The organism is Brevibacillus sp. AG (assembly GCF_028369215.1).
GTDB lineage: Bacteria > Bacillota > Bacilli > Brevibacillales > Brevibacillaceae > Brevibacillus > Brevibacillus porteri.
The window spans coordinates 1-17,879 of the sequence record NZ_JAQMYO010000005.1 but is presented as its reverse complement, the minus strand read 5'-3'; the positions used below and the strand labels follow the sequence as shown (position 1 = coordinate 17,879).

Annotated in this window: 19 protein-coding genes; 12 read left to right on the top strand and 7 right to left on the bottom strand. The window is 47.8% G+C overall.

Annotated features, from left to right (window positions below; genetic code table 11):
• Positions 1 to 3 precede the first annotated feature (3 nt).
• From POF51_RS14000 to POF51_RS13985, 4 genes are read left to right on the top strand one after another with little or no spacing between them, the layout of a single operon-like run.
• On the top strand, positions 4 to 993 hold the full coding sequence (locus POF51_RS14000; protein ID WP_017250416.1) for an ABC transporter ATP-binding protein: 990 nt from the start codon (positions 4 to 6) through the stop codon (positions 991 to 993).
• Positions 990 to 1,997, top strand: a complete 1,008-nt coding sequence (locus POF51_RS13995) for an ABC transporter ATP-binding protein (RefSeq protein ID WP_069847556.1) — start codon at positions 990 to 992, stop codon at positions 1,995 to 1,997. Before POF51_RS14000 ends, POF51_RS13995 begins: the two co-directional genes overlap by 4 nt.
• Entirely contained in the window at positions 1,978 to 3,090 is a 1,113-nt protein-coding gene (gene menC, locus POF51_RS13990; RefSeq protein WP_069847554.1) for an o-succinylbenzoate synthase, read from the top strand. The genes POF51_RS13995 and menC overlap by 20 nt, the downstream gene beginning before the upstream one ends.
• Positions 3,091 to 3,123: 33 nt before the next feature.
• A complete protein-coding gene (locus POF51_RS13985) occupies positions 3,124 to 4,560 on the top strand; it encodes a serine hydrolase domain-containing protein (RefSeq protein WP_069847552.1) in 1,437 nt (478 codons plus the stop codon).
• Positions 4,561 to 4,630: 70 nt separating this feature from the next.
• On the opposite strand, the gene POF51_RS13980 is transcribed toward POF51_RS13985, so the two are convergent.
• Positions 4,631 to 5,950, bottom strand: coding sequence for an MFS transporter (locus tag POF51_RS13980; RefSeq protein ID WP_271755624.1), 1,320 nt, complete (start codon positions 5,948 to 5,950; stop codon positions 4,631 to 4,633).
• Positions 5,922 to 6,656, bottom strand: coding sequence for a transcriptional regulator (locus POF51_RS13975; protein ID WP_069847548.1), 735 nt, complete (start codon positions 6,654 to 6,656; stop codon positions 5,922 to 5,924). Before POF51_RS13975 ends, POF51_RS13980 begins: the two co-directional genes overlap by 29 nt.
• A gap of 164 nt (positions 6,657 to 6,820) precedes the next feature.
• Here POF51_RS13975 and POF51_RS13970 point away from each other — a divergent pair, with 164 nt between their 5' ends.
• Positions 6,821 to 8,041 carry an MFS transporter gene (locus POF51_RS13970; RefSeq protein ID WP_083261634.1) on the top strand — a complete coding sequence of 407 codons (1,221 nt, stop codon included), beginning with the start codon at positions 6,821 to 6,823 and terminating at the stop codon, positions 8,039 to 8,041.
• Between the two features lie 135 nt (positions 8,042 to 8,176).
• Positions 8,177 to 9,433, top strand: coding sequence for an MFS transporter (locus POF51_RS13965; protein WP_069847546.1), 1,257 nt, complete (start codon positions 8,177 to 8,179; stop codon positions 9,431 to 9,433).
• Here the strand turns inward: POF51_RS13965 and POF51_RS13960 are convergent.
• On the bottom strand, positions 9,410 to 10,240 hold the full coding sequence (locus POF51_RS13960; RefSeq protein ID WP_083261633.1) for an SDR family NAD(P)-dependent oxidoreductase: 831 nt from the start codon (positions 10,238 to 10,240) through the stop codon (positions 9,410 to 9,412). The two genes, POF51_RS13965 and POF51_RS13960, sit on opposite strands and share 24 nt — an antisense overlap.
• Positions 10,241 to 10,292: 52 nt before the next feature.
• Here POF51_RS13960 and POF51_RS13955 point away from each other — a divergent pair, with 52 nt between their 5' ends.
• Entirely contained in the window at positions 10,293 to 10,517 is a 225-nt protein-coding gene (locus POF51_RS13955) for a DUF1540 domain-containing protein (RefSeq protein ID WP_069847544.1), read from the top strand.
• A gap of 61 nt (positions 10,518 to 10,578) precedes the next feature.
• Here POF51_RS13955 and POF51_RS13950 read toward each other — a convergent pair whose 3' ends face one another.
• Positions 10,579 to 11,169 carry a 5' nucleotidase, NT5C type gene (locus POF51_RS13950; RefSeq protein WP_069847542.1) on the bottom strand — a complete coding sequence of 197 codons (591 nt, stop codon included), beginning with the start codon at positions 11,167 to 11,169 and terminating at the stop codon, positions 10,579 to 10,581.
• Between the two features lie 97 nt (positions 11,170 to 11,266).
• Here POF51_RS13950 and POF51_RS13945 point away from each other — a divergent pair, with 97 nt between their 5' ends.
• The gene (locus POF51_RS13945) at positions 11,267 to 11,848 is read left to right on the top strand and encodes a DUF456 domain-containing protein (RefSeq protein ID WP_271755623.1); all 582 of its coding nucleotides are present in this window, start codon (positions 11,267 to 11,269) and stop codon (positions 11,846 to 11,848) included.
• A gap of 64 nt (positions 11,849 to 11,912) precedes the next feature.
• Here the strand turns inward: POF51_RS13945 and POF51_RS13940 are convergent, their stop codons facing one another.
• Positions 11,913 to 12,443: a DUF84 family protein gene (locus POF51_RS13940; protein ID WP_083261632.1), complete on the bottom strand. Its 531-nt coding sequence runs from the start codon at positions 12,441 to 12,443 to the stop codon at positions 11,913 to 11,915.
• Positions 12,444 to 12,584: 141 nt separating this feature from the next.
• On the opposite strand from POF51_RS13940, the gene dapF reads away from it, so the two are divergent.
• Complete coding sequence (gene dapF / locus POF51_RS13935; RefSeq protein ID WP_069847538.1) at positions 12,585 to 13,445, top strand: diaminopimelate epimerase; 861 nt, start codon at positions 12,585 to 12,587, stop codon at positions 13,443 to 13,445.
• 113 nt (positions 13,446 to 13,558) lie between these two features.
• On the opposite strand, the gene POF51_RS13930 is transcribed toward dapF, so the two are convergent.
• Positions 13,559 to 13,705, bottom strand: a complete 147-nt coding sequence (locus POF51_RS13930) for a hypothetical protein (RefSeq protein WP_017250402.1) — start codon at positions 13,703 to 13,705, stop codon at positions 13,559 to 13,561.
• 275 nt (positions 13,706 to 13,980) lie between these two features.
• Between POF51_RS13930 and POF51_RS13925 the strand changes: the two genes are divergently transcribed.
• From POF51_RS13925 to POF51_RS13915, 3 genes are read left to right on the top strand one after another with little or no spacing between them, the layout of a single operon-like run.
• Positions 13,981 to 15,150 carry a cysteine desulfurase family protein gene (locus tag POF51_RS13925; RefSeq protein ID WP_083261631.1) on the top strand — a complete coding sequence of 390 codons (1,170 nt, stop codon included), beginning with the start codon at positions 13,981 to 13,983 and terminating at the stop codon, positions 15,148 to 15,150.
• A gap of 25 nt (positions 15,151 to 15,175) precedes the next feature.
• Positions 15,176 to 16,375 carry a tRNA uracil 4-sulfurtransferase ThiI gene (gene thiI, locus POF51_RS13920; RefSeq protein ID WP_271755622.1) on the top strand — a complete coding sequence of 400 codons (1,200 nt, stop codon included), beginning with the start codon at positions 15,176 to 15,178 and terminating at the stop codon, positions 16,373 to 16,375.
• Between the two features lie 42 nt (positions 16,376 to 16,417).
• Positions 16,418 to 17,194: a fumarylacetoacetate hydrolase family protein gene (locus POF51_RS13915; RefSeq protein WP_069847536.1), complete on the top strand. Its 777-nt coding sequence runs from the start codon at positions 16,418 to 16,420 to the stop codon at positions 17,192 to 17,194.
• Positions 17,195 to 17,262: 68 nt separating this feature from the next.
• On the opposite strand, the gene POF51_RS13910 is transcribed toward POF51_RS13915, so the two are convergent.
• Positions 17,263 to 17,544: a hypothetical protein gene (locus POF51_RS13910; protein WP_007720859.1), complete on the bottom strand. Its 282-nt coding sequence runs from the start codon at positions 17,542 to 17,544 to the stop codon at positions 17,263 to 17,265.
• Positions 17,545 to 17,879: the final 335 nt, after the last annotated feature.

Here is a 17,879-nt window from a genome sequence, read left to right as displayed (position 1 = left end):
CTGATGAAAGAGGTACTCTTGGAAGTAATTGATTTACGCTTGCAGTTTAAGACGGATAAGGGCGAGCTACCAGCGCTGCAAGGCATTTCTTTTCAACTGAAAAAAGGTGAGACGGTCGCGCTGGTAGGCGAGTCTGGCTGTGGAAAAAGTGTGACGTCCTTGGCGATCATGGGGCTCTTGTCACGGGCGAATGCGCAGATGGAGGGAAGCATTCGGTTTCGTGATACCTTATTGAACCAGTTGAGTGCCAGTGAACTTCGCAACATTCGCGGAAAAGATATCGCGATGATTTTTCAGGAACCGATGACGTCACTCAATCCGGTCCATACGATCGGACGACAGCTGGAGGAAGTGTATCAGCTGCATACCGATTTATCGAAAAAAGAACGCCAAGCAAAAGCGGTTGAGATGCTCAAAAAAGTGGGCGTGCCGCGGGCAGAAGACATCATGCGGGAATATCCCCATCAGCTATCAGGTGGGATGAAGCAGCGTGTCATGATTGCGATGGCGATGGCTTGTAACCCGGATTTATTGATCGCGGACGAGCCGACGACTGCACTGGATGTGACCATTCAAGCGCAAATTTTGGAATTGATGAACGATCTGAAGGAGAACGATCATACCTCCCTGCTGCTCATTACGCATGACTTGGGAGTGGTGGCTGAAATGGCTGATCGTGTACTTGTCATGTACTACGGGGAGATCGTAGAAGAAGCTGACGTTGCCAGTCTGTTTTCGAATCCGAAGCATCCCTATACGATTGGACTTTTACGCTGCATCCCCGATCTGGATGAGGAGGAGAAGCTACGCCTCGATCCGATTGAAGGCAGTGTCCCGCTACTGGGTGAAGTGACACAAGGGTGTGCATTCCGCTTCCGCTGCTCGCAGGCCGAAGAGCGATGTTACCAAGAAAAACCGCCGCTTAAGGCAACGGGCACAGGCACACAGGCCGTTCGATGCTGGCTGTACGAGAACAAGGAGATGGCGGTATGAGTGATATCTTGTTATCGGTAAACGATTTAAAGACGTATTTTCCCATTAGCAAAGGAATGTTTCGCAATAGCGACGAAGTGATCAAGGCAGTCGATGGGGTTTCTTTCCAGTTGCGAAAAGGCGAAACGCTTGGATTGGTAGGAGAAAGCGGTTGTGGCAAGTCAACGACTGGTCGTAGCATCATGCGACTCATTGAGCCGACAGGTGGAACGATTGAATTTGAGAGGCAAAACATTTTGGATATGTCGGCTGCACGATTTCGTCCACTCCGCAAACGAATGCAAATCGTGTTTCAGGACCCGTATGCGTCGTTAAATCCACGGATGACCGTGCAAGGGGCTTTGGAGGAAGCGTTAGGCGTCAAAGATCCGCAAATGTGTGCGAAAGAAAGGCGCGATCAAGTAAAAGAACTGCTTCAGATGGTCGGACTGAATGCTCAATACGCTACTCGCTTCCCCCATGAGTTCAGCGGTGGGCAGCGGCAGCGAATCGGGATCGCTCGAGCATTGGCGGTAGAACCTTCATTGATCGTAGCAGATGAGCCGGTTTCAGCACTTGACGTCTCCATTCAGGCGCAGATCGTGAATCTGTTGCAGGATTTGCAGCAACGTCTAGGCTTGAGCTATCTGTTTATTTCACACGATCTAGGTGTCGTTCGCCACATCAGCGACCGAATTGCGGTCATGTATCTTGGAAGAATCGTCGAAATCGCCAGCAAAAAGGATTTGTTTGCGCGACCGTTGCATCCGTACACGGTAGCGCTCATGTCAGCGGTTCCCAAGGCCAACCCGTTTCGGAAGAAGGAGAGAATCGTTCTTTCCGGGGATGTTCCCTCTCCAGCGAATGTTCCAGTTGGTTGTGCGTTTCATACCAGGTGCTCCTATGCTACGGATGTTTGCCGCACAGTGCGTCCTGTCGCTACACTTGCTTCGCCACAACATTATGTTGCTTGTCATTTATATGGAACAGAAGGGATGAAGTACATTGAAAATCGAACGAATTGAATTGCAGCAACTGCACATGCCACTTCGTTTCCGTTTTGAAACGAGCTTTGGATATACGACCATCAAGGAGCTCATTCTGGTCAGTGTGTATGGAGAGGGAGAGGTAGGGCACGCGGAAAGTGTGGCGATGTCGGCCCCTTATTATAGTGAAGAAACGACAGAGACAGCATGGCACATGATGGAGAAGTTTATGATTCCGAAGCTGTTCACGAGTGAAATCGAGACCCCGGAAGATGTGGATCGGCTGTTTGCCCCCATTCGCCGTAATAACATGGCGAAGGCGGCTTTAGAAGGCGCGATCTGGGATCTCTACAGCAAGCAGAAAGGAATCTCTCTCGCCAAAGCATTAGGAGGCGAGAAATCTGTTATCGATGTAGGGATCAGCATCGGTATTGAACCGACTGTCGATCAAGTTTTGGCAAAAGTAGAGCGCCATCTCGGTGAGGGCTATAAGAAGATCAAAGTAAAGATCAAGCCGGGCTTTGACGTAGAGGTGATTCGAGCAATCCGCGAACGCTTTGGAGAGGGTGTCCCGCTGATGGCGGATGCGAACTCCGCATACACGATGGAGCATTTGAATGTGATGAAGGAGCTGGATCAATATGGGCTGATGATGATCGAACAGCCACTCGCCCATGATGACATTATTGATCATGCCAAGCTGCAAAGGGAGCTGTCCACTCCAATTTGTCTCGATGAAAGTATTCATAATGTGGATGATGCCAGAAAAGCGATAGAGCTAGGCAGCTGCGGCATTATTAATATCAAGGTGGGGAGGGTCGGTGGATTAACAGAGTCCAAACGCATTCACGACTTATGTCAGGCACACGACATTCCGGTTTGGTGCGGAGGCATGATTGAGTCGGGTGTCGGCCGCGCGCACAATATTGCGATTACCTCTTTGCCGAATTTCACGATCCCTGGTGATACAGCCGCCTCCAGCCGTTACTGGGAGGAAGACATCGTGGAGAATGGAGTAGAGCTGATGGCTCCCGGTCAATTGGCTGTTCCAGATAGCCCGGGCATCGGTTACGTCCTGAACCAAAAGGCGATCGGTAACTATGTGATTCGTACGGCAAACTTCCGGCCTTAAACCAAAAGCTAAAGTGAAAAGGGGAGAAGGAACATGGCGGATTGGGTACAGTCGTTTGAGGAATACGCGCAAAAGCTACTTGCAGAGGCAAAAGTAACAGGAACAGCGGTCGGATTGGCAGAGCAAGGAGAGCGGAGGTATTTCCATGGCTTCGGTTTGGCAGACAACACAGAGGATGCAAAAGCATTAACGCCTGATACAGTGTTTGGCATTGGTTCTGCTACCAAGTCCTTTACATGTGTGGCCATTATGCAGCTTCAGGACGCAGGAAAGCTATCCGTTCATGATCCGGTCATTAAGTATCTCCCAGAGCTACGCACACCTAATGAAGCTTATACTCGCGAGATGACCATCCATCATCTGATGACACATACGGCTGGATTCCCTCCTTTGGATACATTAGCTGGTGCGATGAAAAGAAGTATTCTGAAGGGTGGGGACGTTAAGTCCTCTAGCTCCGGTCTTGAGTTTGATCTCGATAAAGTGGAAGAGATCAATACAAAAGAAGAATTCATGGCCTACATCGGCAAGCTGGATTACGAGTTTTTAGGTGCGCCTGGAACGGAGTTTAGCTACTCCAACGACAGTTATGCCATGCTCGGTCTGATTATTGAACGAGTGAGCGGGATTTCTTACGAGCAGTTTGTGCATGACCATATTTTGGTGCCAGCCGGGATGAAGAACAGTGCCTTTCTCGTCGAAGATTTGCCAGAGGGAGCAGAGGTAGCTACCTTGTTTACCCGAAAAAGCCCAAAGGATGGCGGTGAGGTATACCGTTCCCCCTCGTGGTGGGATTCACCATCGATGCGCTCCGCTGGTTTTCTGAAATCGACGATTCACGATCTATTGCGCTATACCGAAATATTCAGAACGGGTGGATTGGTAGGAGAGAATCGCTTGCTCTCACCGGAGAGTGTGCAGGCCATGATAGCGCCTCATTTCCCGATTTCTCCGTTTCAAGCATATGGCTATGGATTGTTTGTAGCCAATTGTCATGATGGAACACTCATTGAGCACGGTGGAGCGATCAAGGGAGTTGCGGCACAAATTTTTGTATTGCCGGAGCGGGGCCTGACAGGAGCCATATTGATGAACACAGATGGCGGGCCAATGGCAGATTTGATGCACGGTATTTTGAATGCGACCAACGGACGTTCTACGGATACGGTACCGTTCCCATATCCGGATTATGAGCTGGCTGTCGAAGCACTCCCTGCATTTACAGGCGAGTATCGTTCTTCCGAAGGGGCGATCGTATCAGTTGAAATCGAAGAAAATGAGCTGGTAGCAAAAAGTAACGGAACGAACATTCCGCTACGATCAGTGGGAGAAGACAGCTTCGTCATGAAACGTGGAGAAACCGACATGTTTATCCGCTTTGTACGAGATGAGGCCGGAGTAGTCACACGGATGGGCTTTGGTGGTCGTCAGCTGGTAAAGGTCTTTGCTGAAAAAGAACAAACTGTTTAAATAGCAAAACGCGTACCTGCAAGAGCTCATGCTTGCGAGGTGCGCGTTCTTTCTATTTATAATAGAGGCGTTACGAAGAAAGGGTGGCAGGAAGCTGCTGCTCCTCTACCATAGGTCGTTTCCAGTTCGGATGCTGCTCCATTTGCCAGAACGAGCGGAAAAAGAACAGGCTAAGGCTGATACTTGCAAATATGATACCGCCAAAGAATAATAGAAGCCTCGGTGTTGCGATGTTTTTGGCGAGAAGAAAGGAGCACAGTGCATAGCTGACTGGCCCAAAGCCGACGGACATCAAGGAAAGCAATGACATGACACGACCGAGCATGTTGGCAGGGACGATACTTTGAATGTAGGTGATAAACGGAATATTCGTCATACTGAGTGCCATTCCGATGAGAAAATGAGAGACAAGTCCAAAGGAAAGCTCCTCAATGAAATAATACGAGCTGATTCCAACTCCCATACATCCGAGAATGACAGGGAGTAACATAAATTTTCCACGGAATCCTTTAAACAATCCAGTCAAAATACCGCCGACAATCATGCCCACTCCAAGTGAGGTACTGAGTGAGCTAAAAGCACTCCCGTCCCATCCGAGGTCATTTACATGAATGGGAATGATCATGTTAACTGGGCCAGAGAACATCATGTTGGTGAACAGTGATGTCGTTAAAATAAGAGCAAGGATCGGGATTGAATACGTAAAACGAATTCCCCCCACGATATCTTTGAAATATGAGCTTGCCCTTGATTCTGTTGAAGACTCTGAAGTCGTGTCTTTGGTGTATGAGTGTGAATGGAGAGAGAGTACAAAGAGTGTTCCTACGAAGAAGGTGCATGCCAAGATCATAAACATGATCGGATAACTAACAGTTCCAATTAATAAGGCAGTAACTACCGGTCCGGCAACCAAGCTAATCTGATGGCATAGTTCCATTAAGCTGTTAGCTGGCGCAAGTTGTTCTCGAGAGACAAGAGAGGGCAGAATCGAGCTGCGTGCTGGCCAAAAAAATGCATCGACTGTTCCGAATAAAGCTGCCATGACGTACAGGCTTACTGGGAACCAGGCGCCATTTCCTTGAAGCATAAGCAAACTGAAGCAGGCTAAAATAATGCCCCTAACCAGAAGGGAGGAAAACATAATCCATTTTCGATTCAAACGATCAGCAGCCACCCCGCCCGCCAGCATAAAGAGGAGACGGGGGATGGACAGACAAATCAAAGTCGTGCCGAGGATTGCTCCTGAGCCCATGGTATTCACGATATACCAGTTGAGCAGGATGAAGAAAGCCCCGTCAGCCATTGCCGAAAATAAAGTGCCGCACCATAACCGGACAAACGATCCATTTTTCCACAGGGAATTATTTGTCGCCAGAGTGCTCATCTCCATTTTCCTCCTTCTTTTTCTTCACCACAATCTTGCTGGTGTAATGCTTGAATTCAGACTGTTGGTGCTCATAGTTATCTGGCAAGGATTCGTCTTCTGCGACGTAGTAACGTTCATTTGTCATGAATCCGACCGTGACCATGTAAAAGTTTTCAACCGTATCCTCCGCTTCTCCAGTAGCAATCCTCTCTAAGTAGCGATCTTCCATTTCGGATAGCTCCTCAAGTAAAGCCTGATATTTTTTGAGCCAAGCAAATATTTCTTTTCGAGGTGCTCTCACTTCGGAGCTAGCTGCAATGGCAGGAGGACGATCCTCTTGATCCGAAAAGAGCATGAATGACTCGTCTGGTGCGTTATACAGGCGATTAATACCGGAGCGCAGGTGATTTATCATCGTTTCCTGCAACAGGATACTGTCTTCGCGCAGGGAGGGCAGCAAATCATCACTAACCTTGAAGTCGTAAGCAACAGCCCGATAAAACTTTTGTACGATCCCATTCTTTTCTTCCGTACGCACGACCTCAACGAAGCCGTGGCTTTCCAATTCCTTCAGGTGATAATGCACTTTAGAGGGAGAAAGGGAGAGAAGGGTCGCGAGCTGCTTGCCGGTGTATTCCTCCTTGACCAGCATCGTGATGATCTGTAGGCGCAAGGAATCGCTGACAGCTTTTAATTGATCCAAAGTTTCCACAACTACGTAACGTTTCAAGTCGATCAACCTCGTTTCGCTGAACGTAAATGTTTTTTTATTTTTAAACGTTCAGATTTATTTGAACGTATTGTAACAACAAAACGATCTGTTTCGCAAGATCAATTTGCGCTTATTTTTTGACAAGTGCTACAATATTGAAAACGGTGAGAGGGTGCATTCCTGTGGCGATCTTGCAACATCCCGTCTTTCGTCGTTTGTATACGGCCCACATTGTACACATCATCGGAAATGAATTTACATTTATTGCGGTCGTTGGACTTTTACATGATTTAAGTGGATCGGGTCTTTCTTTTGCGGCAGGTACGGTGTTTCGCATGATCCCTTATGTGTTTGCCAGCTTTTTCGCAGGGACGCTTGTAGAGAATTGGGATAAACGGAGGGTCATGATTGTCGTCAATTTGCTTCGCGGCATTCTCGTCAGTTTGTTTTTCTTCATCACATCCGCGGCCTACTTATGGGTGGCTTTTTTGTTATTGATTCTGGTCAATATTTGTAGTGCTTTTTTTCAACCAGCCATGCAAGTAGCGATCGTACAATCCGTGGAGGAAAAGGATAGGCTGGCTGGGAATTCCCTTTTGCAGGGGACGACTTCGTTTCTCATTATTGTTTGTCAGGGTGTGGCAGCAGTTCTGGTTTACTTGTTCTCCTACCGTTACAACTTTTTGCTCGATGCCGCCTGTTATTTGTTGTCGCTGTTTATTTTGCTTCCGCTCCCGCATATCGCTAACCATGTTGTATCGAAAGCCGCTGTACCTTTTATGGAAAGGCTAAAAGAGGGCTTCCGTTATATCGGCAAACATCGGGAAATTGGCAGTGTGATCGGCTATCAGATGGCGGAACGAGTATGTGGCGCCTATTACATTATGCTGATGTACTATGTTCTTACGGAGCGGGGAGAGGGCTTGTATGTATTCGGACTCTTGGATATTCCGCTGGGCCTCGGGGGTGTGATCGCTGGGATTGCCGTGAACAAGCTGTCTGACAGCCTGAGTGAAAAGGGAACGTGGCGTGTCCAAGGCTGGGCACTCGTTGCGATGGGCTGCTCGATTATCGCTGTGTTTCATACGAAACCACTACTTGGGCTGGCCATTGCCATCCTCTTTGCATCAACGGCTCAGTTTGGCTCGTCGATATTGTCTGTAACGAAGCTTCAGCGACTGTCTGATCCTGCTTATTTGGCTCGCGTATTTTCCATTCGGGAAATGGGGACCATGGGAAGCTTTTCTGCGAGCTGCTTGATTCTCGGATTCAGTGCGGAGCAGGTCGGGAGTGCCGCTGTCTCCGTGTGGCTTGGTTTCTTTGGGGTTGCAGCAGGACTTCTGTGGCTTTGGAGCCGTCGTAAGTTGCAAAAGATCTCAGACGTACAGTTAGACTTAGGATAGATTCCTCTGCTTATTTGGAGCAGAGGCTCTTTTTTTATACAAAACGAAACTTTTAGATTTAATAAATATAATTATTGAAAAAGTATGAATCCAATTATACAATGAATGGAAAAAAGAGAAAAAGGAAGATGCAGAATGAAGGAATTATGGCGGCAGCGTTCATTTCGCTGGTACTGGCTGGGGATGTTTTTATCTGGTCTGGGGGATCAGTTTGGCTGGATGGGCTTGACGTGGTTTGTCATGAATAAAACAGGCTCACCTGCTGCGATGGGTGGAGTTGTTCTTGCGTATATGCTCCCTGCTGTTTTTGCTGGTTTAGTGGCAGGAGTTTTGCTGGATCGGTTTGATCGACGCAAGCTCATCATGATGGACAATGTGGCACGAGGACTCATTTTTATAGCATTGGTCGCATTATTGCAGATCGATCAAGTTCCGCTTTTTGTGATATACGTACTGATTGTGATTGCAGGAATCCTTTCTCCGCTGAGCACAGCTGGGGCGCAGACTTTGTTGCCGAGAATCGTTTCGGACAAAAATCAATTGGTCAAAGCAAATGGCGTGATGGAAACACAATGGCAAATTGTTTATATGTTTGGACCGGCACTCGCGGGTGTTTTAATCGGGTTGATTGGTGAAGCTTATGTTCTGTTGATCGATGCGGCCAGCTTTTTTGTATGTGCCTTCTGCTTCTCCCGGTTGCCGCGTGAGCTTACGAAAAGTGCAAATCCTACTGCGATGGTAAAAGGTCAAATGGGAGTATTCTTTCGTTCTCTCTTGAGTGACATGCGGACAGGGTATCACTACATATTGGGACGCAAGCAATTGATTATTCTTATCTTTTTTACATTTTTATTTAACATGTCGTATGGTCCCATTGAAATTGCACTACCTCTGTATGCGAATCAGGATTTGGCAGGAGGAGCTGTTGCATTAGGGATGCTGTGGTCTTCTTTGGCAGTCGGGGCATTACTAGGCTCTCTCTTTTTCTCAACGATTACGTGGAAACTTCCGTTGGGTTCGACACTAGCAGGGATTATCGTAGCGTGGGGATTGACCACATTGCCGATCGCATTATTCTCGAGGTTGGAGATCGCGATGGCTTCGATGGTTGTGGCGGGCTTTTGCTTTGCTCCTTATAACATCATGTACAGAAGCTATCTGCAAAAACAGGTGCCTGATGCTCTCTTGGGGCGGGTATTGACCAGTGTTCGTACGATTACGGGGACAGGAATGCCAGCAGGAGCGGCTGTCTCTGGCTTCCTCATACCCTTTTTGGGCGTTCAAGGGATCATTGGAGCCGGAGCAGCCGTATGTATCATTTTCGGTCTCCTTGCATTCGGGGCATTGAAAAACTTGGAGGATTCCTCCTCACTTCCGATTGAGGAGAGGTGAGACGAGATGTTTTAGCCACTGAGGCAATAGGAAGTAGATGCGGGAGAGCGCATGCAGACGAAATGGCATGGCAACCTCCGGACGCTTTGCTTCCGCTGCTCGATAAATGGCCCTTGCCGTTTGTTCCGGTGTCAATAAATACCGACTCACTTTGCTGCGATAGCTACCCGTTTTGTCAGCTTTATCCAAAAAGGGCGTGTCGATCGGTCCTGGCATCGCACACGTCACAGCAATTCCAGTGCCTTGCAGTTCGTGGCGCAATCCTTCACTAAAGCGAATAACAGCTGCTTTGCTGGCTGCATACACCGCAGCTTTGGCAGTTGCGACCTGTCCGGCAAGTGAGGCAACTGTGATAATATGACCTTGCTTTTGTTGAAGCATCATCGGCAAAAAGGCGCGGGTTGTGTAGAGAACACCGGAAATATTCGTCCGCAATGTTTCTTCCAGCTCTTCTACGCGCATGTCGATCAGCGGTTCAAAGACAGCCATCCCGGCATTGTTGTAAAGAAAATCGCAACGCTCGAAACGGATGTTCACCCATGCAGCGAACTGCCGAATGTCTTCGTTGCTGCTGACGTCTAACGGGTAATGATGGAGATGATTCGGATAAGCGTTTTGTAACAAAACGAGTTCCGCGTTGATAGCTCTGCGACTCGTGGCAATGACACAATCCCCTTTTTCTAAATGAAGTCGAGTCAAAGCTAGACCAAGGCCACCAGAAGCACCGGTGATGACGACAATACGGGGAGTCGACATGTCATCCACTTCTTTCTTGTGTAGAGTTTTGATTTCCACTGTGAATGGCAAAGTATAAGCCCCCTAGTTGTTGTGAAGGCTAGCCTCTAGGGGGTGAATGCACATGCCAGCAGTAAAATGTTCTGTAGCAAACTGTGAGTACTGGGCGCAGGGCAATCTTTGCAGCGCCGAAGAAATCATGGTAGAGATTGACGCACACGCCACCGTAAACGTGAAAGAAGAATTCGCGGGCGAGTACGGTCAAAACACGCAGCATCAGGATCAGGCAAAGACATCGTCTGAGACCTGTTGTCTGACGTTCAAGCCGAAGACATCAGCGAAGAAATAACGCTGTCTCGGCGCAAAAAGGACGTATCCCAAAACGGTGATACGTCTTTTTTCTATTCAACCTATACGCTTGTCCTAGCTGGAAAAAGCTCGTTGACTTTTTGGGCAACCTCTTCCCAAGAAGTGACTCGATGGACGAGTGGAGGTAGGGACGCTTGATTATACGGAGTGTCAAACAAGAACACGGGAATTTGCAGCGCTTCTGACAATTGCAAAGCGTTCTCCAGACGATCCTCCAAAAAGAGGTCCACGCCCCATTTTCGGGCAGCTGACAGCTTGTCGTGGCTCCCAATCAAATCCACTTCATGGTGAGGGATATTGTAGCGAGCAAACCATTGTAAGGTCACATCGCGATGACGATCCTCTCGAGCACTTATATATACCAGCTTGTGGGAGGTAAACCAATCGCGCAAAACCTGATCGGCAATTCCGTGAACAGGCGCACCATCATAAAGGCGTTCCCCGTTTTGATCCAGCCACATTTCAAACTCTGCGTCTGTGATTTGATACACGTTGGCTAAATTGTACTCCACACAGTCTTCATATCGTAAATCTCTTCCAAAGCTCTCATTCATCAACGGAACAATACTGCTAGGTGATGTGACTGTGCCGTCAATATCAATGCCAATCGTTAGGATTTTGTCTGGTTTCATTCTCTCGCCTCCCGTTTAAATTGTACAACGTAGGCAGACAATAAGGCTACTTCCTTCACTTAAATAATCCTTTACCAAAAAAGGGGCTGAGCATGCTATGTTGGATCGACACGAACGTAATGATGCGAAGCGGAAGGAAGATACCGGTTTTTCCGAGACGGTTGATCAGCACGACAGGGAGTTTGCAGCGAATACTTGGACACAGGCCGTCTTTGACGAAGAGGAAGAGCGGTCGAGGCGCAGGGTTCACTATGACCCCCACTCCTTTACAGAGCGCTATACAGGCGAGCTGGATGAGGAGCGTAACGACTTTTCGGAGCGTTTGGATGGCGTTGTCCTGACAAAGGAGGACCGTTCACCGGTCGCCAAAGTCAGAGATGACGACATCGAGGCAGCGGCGGAGATCGCCGAGCCGTTTCCGACCAGTCGTGCTGCCAGTCAGATCGACACAGACGAGGACAGCCGGGAAAATGGGGCCACCGGTATTGGAATGACTGGCTTGGGCTTATCGATCCTGTCCCTGTTTCTCATGCCGTACTTGGTGGCTCCAATTGGTATGGTGCTTGGCTATCTGGCGTATCGACGCAACTCGAAGACGCTGGGAGCCTGGGCGATGATCGTAGGTGCTATTGCCATTTTGGGCGCATTAGTCATCTACCCGTACTATACGGCTCGCTAAAAGTATCAAACCGCAAAACCTCTCCGGTTCATTCAGCCGGAGAGGTTTTTGTGTTGCCCCACTGCTATTTGTACAAGGAGGAGACGAAAGGTGTAATCGCTGCGATAACAGCGTCACAAAATACATCAGAACGACTTACGCGATTATCCGTTAAAAGGGAATAGGCGCCGCCGCGGTGATTACTGCCGACGGTTTTCCCCCATTCATCTATGATGGTACTGAGCTCGATTTGCTCGTGCTGGATTCGGTGGACGGCTTGATTCGGGATAGGAAAAGCCAATCCCTTTCCAATAAAGAGCTCATTTCCATTCCAGGCTGCGCAGATGGAAATCAAATACCACTGTTTGGTAAACGGCTCATCGTACATAAGTCCGCCTTCCAGACCTAGCCCAATCTCTGCTTCTGGGGTTTGACTATGTGCAGCTTTTGCTCGATTGATCGCTCCTGTAATCGTCTCTTCTTCACTCATCGGCTGAGCCGCTACGCCAGAGGGGACAGATAAGCAGAAAGGTTCCGTTCCGGTTGCTTTTTGTACAGCGAGACGTTTTGCTTCATTTTTCGTTCCGAGTGCATAGCGGAAAATATGATAATCCAACGGCTTGTTCCACCTCTTTCCATCATCGATGCTAGTGGTAGTATACCACCTTTTGATTCGACCGCGATTCCCCAGGTTGTGATAAGATAATGCATAGAGAAAAGTCAGACCTAGCATACGAAAGAGAAAGAGGAGTGGACGATGAAATTTACAAAGCTGCATGGCTTGGGTAATGATTACGTTTACGTCAACTGTTTTGAGGAAGACTTGTCGGGTGTAGATTTACCCGAATTGGCAAGAAGGGTGAGCGATCGGAATTTTGGCATTGGTGGCGATGGACTGATCCTCATTATGCCATCTGAGCGAGCAGACTTTCGCATGCGGGTATTTAACAATGATGGCAGCGAAGCAAAAAATTGCGGAAACGGCTTGCGTTGTGTGAGTAAGTACGTTTACGATCATGCTTTGACTCAGCAAACAACGTTTACCGTGGAGACGTTGGGAGGGACCGTTACTCCTGTTGTATCGCTTGGAACAGACGGTAAGGTCGATCAAGTAACAATAGATATGGGAGAGCCTCATTTTGAGCGAGCAGCAATTCCGATGACAGGCATTCCTGAAGAGCAAGTGCGAGAAGAGGTAATCGAAGTCGGTGGAACTGCGTTTACGATGACGGCTGTTTCGATGGGCAATCCTCATGCCATCCTTTTCGTGGATGAAGTGAAGGAAGAAGATGTTCGTCACTACGGGCCAATGATCGAGTATCACGAATGGTTCCCTGAGCGAACCAATGTCGAATTTATCCAAATATTGAATCAAGAGGAAATTCATTTCCGTGTATGGGAGAGGGGTTCGGGTGTAACGCTTGCCTGTGGGACAGGAGCTTGCGCTGCTGCAGTAGCTGCCCACTTGAGTGGAAAGACCGGTAGAAAAGTCACTGTTCATCTGGCAGGAGGCGATCTCTTTATTGAATGGAAGGAAGCGGATAACCGTGTCTATATGACGGGTCCGGCTACTGAAGTTTTTTCTGGTAAGTATTTGGGGGATATCCCATTTAAATAACAGCAAGCCAAAACCGTTCCGTCGAAATCGACAGGAGCGGTTTTTTCACAAAAAATAGCGTGGTCACGGCGAATCCTTCATGCCGTCACCACGCTATCGAATTCGAATAAGTGTCACGCGTTGTACACCTCATTTAGGTATGCGACGTCCGTGCGATCGTACTGAGGAGTATTTTTGTTCATCTTCGCCAGTTCCGCTTGCAGTCTTTTCAATTCGGCTTCCATCTTCTTGATTTCTTCTTGCATGGCTTGTGCTGTCATGGTGGTTCTCTCCTTGTTGTCGTTTTTATCTAAATTTATTGACTATTCTAACGAAAGGCTAAAACAATGTAAATAGCCTATATCTGGATGTAAGCGTTTTATTCGTGAATAGTCTGTGAACGCTTGTTCAGATTGTCTGATTTGGCCTTTTGAGAGCAACGAACTCGGGGAAAAATAAGGTCGAGAAGTGTAATACTTTATATGTTCTTTACGAAAAGTCATGTTATGATGAAGCGTAGTATTCGGGCATCTTGCCCTTAGGAAGGTGTGTACTGGTGATTTACTTGGACAACAGTGCGACTACCCGGCCTCATCCTCAAGTGATTGAAACCGTTAGACGCGCGATGGAAAGCTACTATGGAAACCCGTCTTCTTTGCATCAAAAAGGAGTAGAGGCGGAAAATGTACTGAAGCAGGCGCGAAAGGTTGCCGCTCAGTATTTGGGCTGTAAAGAAAGTGAAGTTATTTTTACTTCAGGTGGTACGGAGAGCAACAATACGGCGATCAAGGGTATAGCCTTTCAATATCAAAACAGAGGGAAACATATTATTACGACGCAGGTAGAGCATCCGGCTGTTTACGATGTTTGCAAACAGTTGGAAGGCCTAGGGTTTACTGTGACGTTTCTGCCGGTAGATCATGAAGGTCGCGTATCGGTAGAAGCTGTTCAGAAAGCAATGCGTCCGGATACGATTCTCGTTTCGGTCATGCATGTGAACAACGAGCTGGGAACTATTCAACCGATCTTGGAAATCGGACAATGGTTGAAGCAATTCCCGAAAGTCTTGTTTCACGTCGATGCTGTCCAAGGAATTGGGAAAGTTCCTTTGCGCATCAAGGATTCAGGGATTGATCTGTTGAGCGTCTCTGCTCACAAGTTTTACGGACCCAGGGGAGTCGGCATTTTGTATAAACGGGAAGGCTTGATCATTCACCCGTTGATGATGGGTGGCGGCCAAGAAGGCGGAGTTCGCTCAGGTACGGAAAACCTCCCAGCCATCGCCGGTATGGCAAAAGCAATCCGGATTTTAGAAGAACTAGGCAGCGTGGAGATGATCAGGCTGCAACAATTGAATCAACAGCTTCGTCAAGGGATTGCAACGATTGAAGGTTGCATAGTGAATACCCCAGAAGCGAATACGGCTCCCCATATTATGAACTTGTCAGTACCAGGAGTAAAAGCGGAAGTCCTGTTGCATGCTTTGGAGGAAAAAGGCTTTCTGATATCCACCAAGTCTGCATGTTCATCCAAAGTCAATGAGCCAAGCAGAGTACTGACTGCGATTGGCATTGAGCGGGATTGCGCGTTGTCGTCTTTGCGGGTTAGTTTGGGCCGGGAAAATACAGCGGAGGACATTCAGCAGTTTTTGAAGGCGTTAGAGGAATGCGTCAGTGTGCTTCGTTCTTATATAAAACAACAACCTGCCCCCGCTCATAGAAAATAGTGTGGACAACTAAAAGGAGATAAATATGAACTACGATGTTATTTTAATTCGTTATGGTGAGTTGGCGCTTAAAGGAAAAAACCGCGATCAATTCGAAGAGGCACTTGTAAAAAGTGTGAGAAACGTACTGCGCTCGTTTTTTAAAGTAAAAGTTCGACGCAATTACGGTCGGATGTATGTGGAGCTGCATGGCGAGGACGCTTATGCGGTTATGGAGCGTTTGAAACGTGTATTTGGTATTTCTTCCTTTAGTCCGACGATCCAGGTAGATCCTGATATTGAAACGATCAAGGAAAAAGCGCTGGACTTGGTTCGTCAAATGGACCCACAGCCGCGCACTTTCCGTGTGGTTTCTCGTCGTGCAGATAAACGCTATCCAATTCAATCGATGGAAGTGAACCGCATGGTGGCAACACACATCTTGCGTGCACTTCCAGCTATCAGTGTAGATTTGCATGAGCCTGATATGATTGTTAATGTAGAAATTCGCACGGAGGGTACTTACATTAGCTGTGAAACCATCCCGGGACCAGGTGGCTTGCCAGTTGGGGTGAGCGGAAAAGTACTGCTGCTTCTATCTGGGGGTATCGACAGTCCTGTAGCTGGTTGGATGATGCTGAAGCGTGGTGTGACGCTTGAAGCGATTCACTTCCACAGCTACCCATTTACGAGCGAGCGTGCTTTGCAAAAAGTACGGGATCTAGCACATAAGCTGACCAAATGGGGAGGAACAGTCCGCCTCCATGTCGTACCGTTTACAGAGATTCAAACTGCCATTCGTGAAAAATGCCCAGAAGACTATTTGATCACCATCATGCGTCGCTTTATGATGCTCATTTCGGAGCGTGTAGCGGAAAATACCAATGCGAAGGCACTCGCAACAGGGGAAAGCCTCGGTCAAGTCGCATCGCAAACCTTGGAAAGCATGGACACGATCAACAAGGTGATTTCGATTCCAATCCTGCGACCGCTCGTCGCCATGGACAAAGTAGACATTGTAGACCTTTCTCGCCAAATCGATACGTACGAGCTGTCTATTTTGCCGTATGAAGACTGCTGCACAGTGTTTACACCGAAAAATCCTGTGACGCGACCGAAGCCTCGCCTCGCTGCAAAATTTGAGGAAGCACTGGATGTAGAAGCGCTAGTGGAGGATGCTGTAGCGAGAACTGAAATAGAAGAGATTACAACGAAGCCAATAGAAACGACAACCGACCTGTTCTAAATACAAGTATAGAGAAAATCGCGACACGGGGGAGAAGGAACCATGATAATCCGTTATGAGCGCAATGGTAAGGTGAAGCATGGCTGGATGGTGGAAGAGGATCACAAAGTACGCGTGATTGAAGGGGACATTTACAAAATCCATACGGCAAAACCGATCATGACGGGCCTTGAGCTGTCTTTGGATGAGGTCACGTTGAAGGCGCCAAGTGATCCAAGCAAGGTCGTATGCATCGGATTGAATTACCGGGACCATGCGGCTGAGATGGGGATTGACCTGCCAAAAGAACCGTTGATGTTTTTGAAGCCGTCAACAACTGTCATTGGACCTGGTGAGCCCATCGTCTATCCAAAGCTGACGCAGAACCTTCATTATGAAGGCGAACTCGCCGTGGTGATTAAGAAAGAGGCCAAGAAGATCAAGGCTGCGGATGCAGACGATTATATCTTGGGATTCACTTGTGCGATTGATGTGACCGCGCGCGATCTGCAGATGAGCGATGGGCAATGGACACGGGCAAAAGGTTTTGATACATTTTGTCCGCTTGGACCTGCTATTGCGGCTAAACTGGATTATCATAACTTGCGTATCGTGACACGAGTAAACGGGGAAGTGCGTCAGGATGCTTGCACTGACCAATTGATTTTTTCGATTCCACAATTGATCGAGGCTGTATCTGCGGTCATGACGCTTCGTCCTGGCGATGTTATTTTAACCGGGACTCCATCTGGTGTAGGTGAGCTTGTTCCAGGTGACGAGATTTCGGTAACCATTGAAGGGATCGGAACCTTAACGACTCATGTAGTGGCCGAGGAGTAGTCATACATTCTTTGATAAGATGGACCAAGCCCCCTGCTTGTGTGAAGTGGGGGCTTGGCTTTTTTATTTTATTCTTCTTTGTTCGGATCATCATGAATGGGATGCGCAGATGGGTCTTGTCGCGGGAGGTCTTGATGCATCTGCCGTGTTTCGTAAGTGAACCGAGTGGTGGTGGAATGCTGTCCGGGCTCCCAGCCTGTTGCTTTCCCTAAGCGAGTTTCGTTGGTGGCAGCTCCAAATGGCCCCTCTGGGAATTCCTCCTGAAGGATTTCATTGCGCTGCGACTCTACAGTAGATAATTCACTGTAATTGTCGTTTTCGTATTCTTCATAGGTTGGTTTTGGATCCATAGTAACACCGCCGTTTATTTGTTGGGTACTTCACGGTTACGCAGCTTAAACGCCCAGCGGTTATAGTTTGAAATAAAAAGAGAATCACTATTCGTTTTTCCTATTGACTCCGCCATTCATTTCATTTATATTTAAATTCTGCTCGAAACAATCAATACACATAAAAAATCACTGATAAAAAAGTGAGAGAAACACTTGACTTATGCCTGGTGATTTTGTTATATTAGATCTTGTCGCTGCTGAACGAAGCGAATTGGTTAAAAAACCTCTTGCAAAAACAGTTGCGATATGATAAGATAGAAAAGTCGTCTTCGGGCGAATGACACAAAAAATGC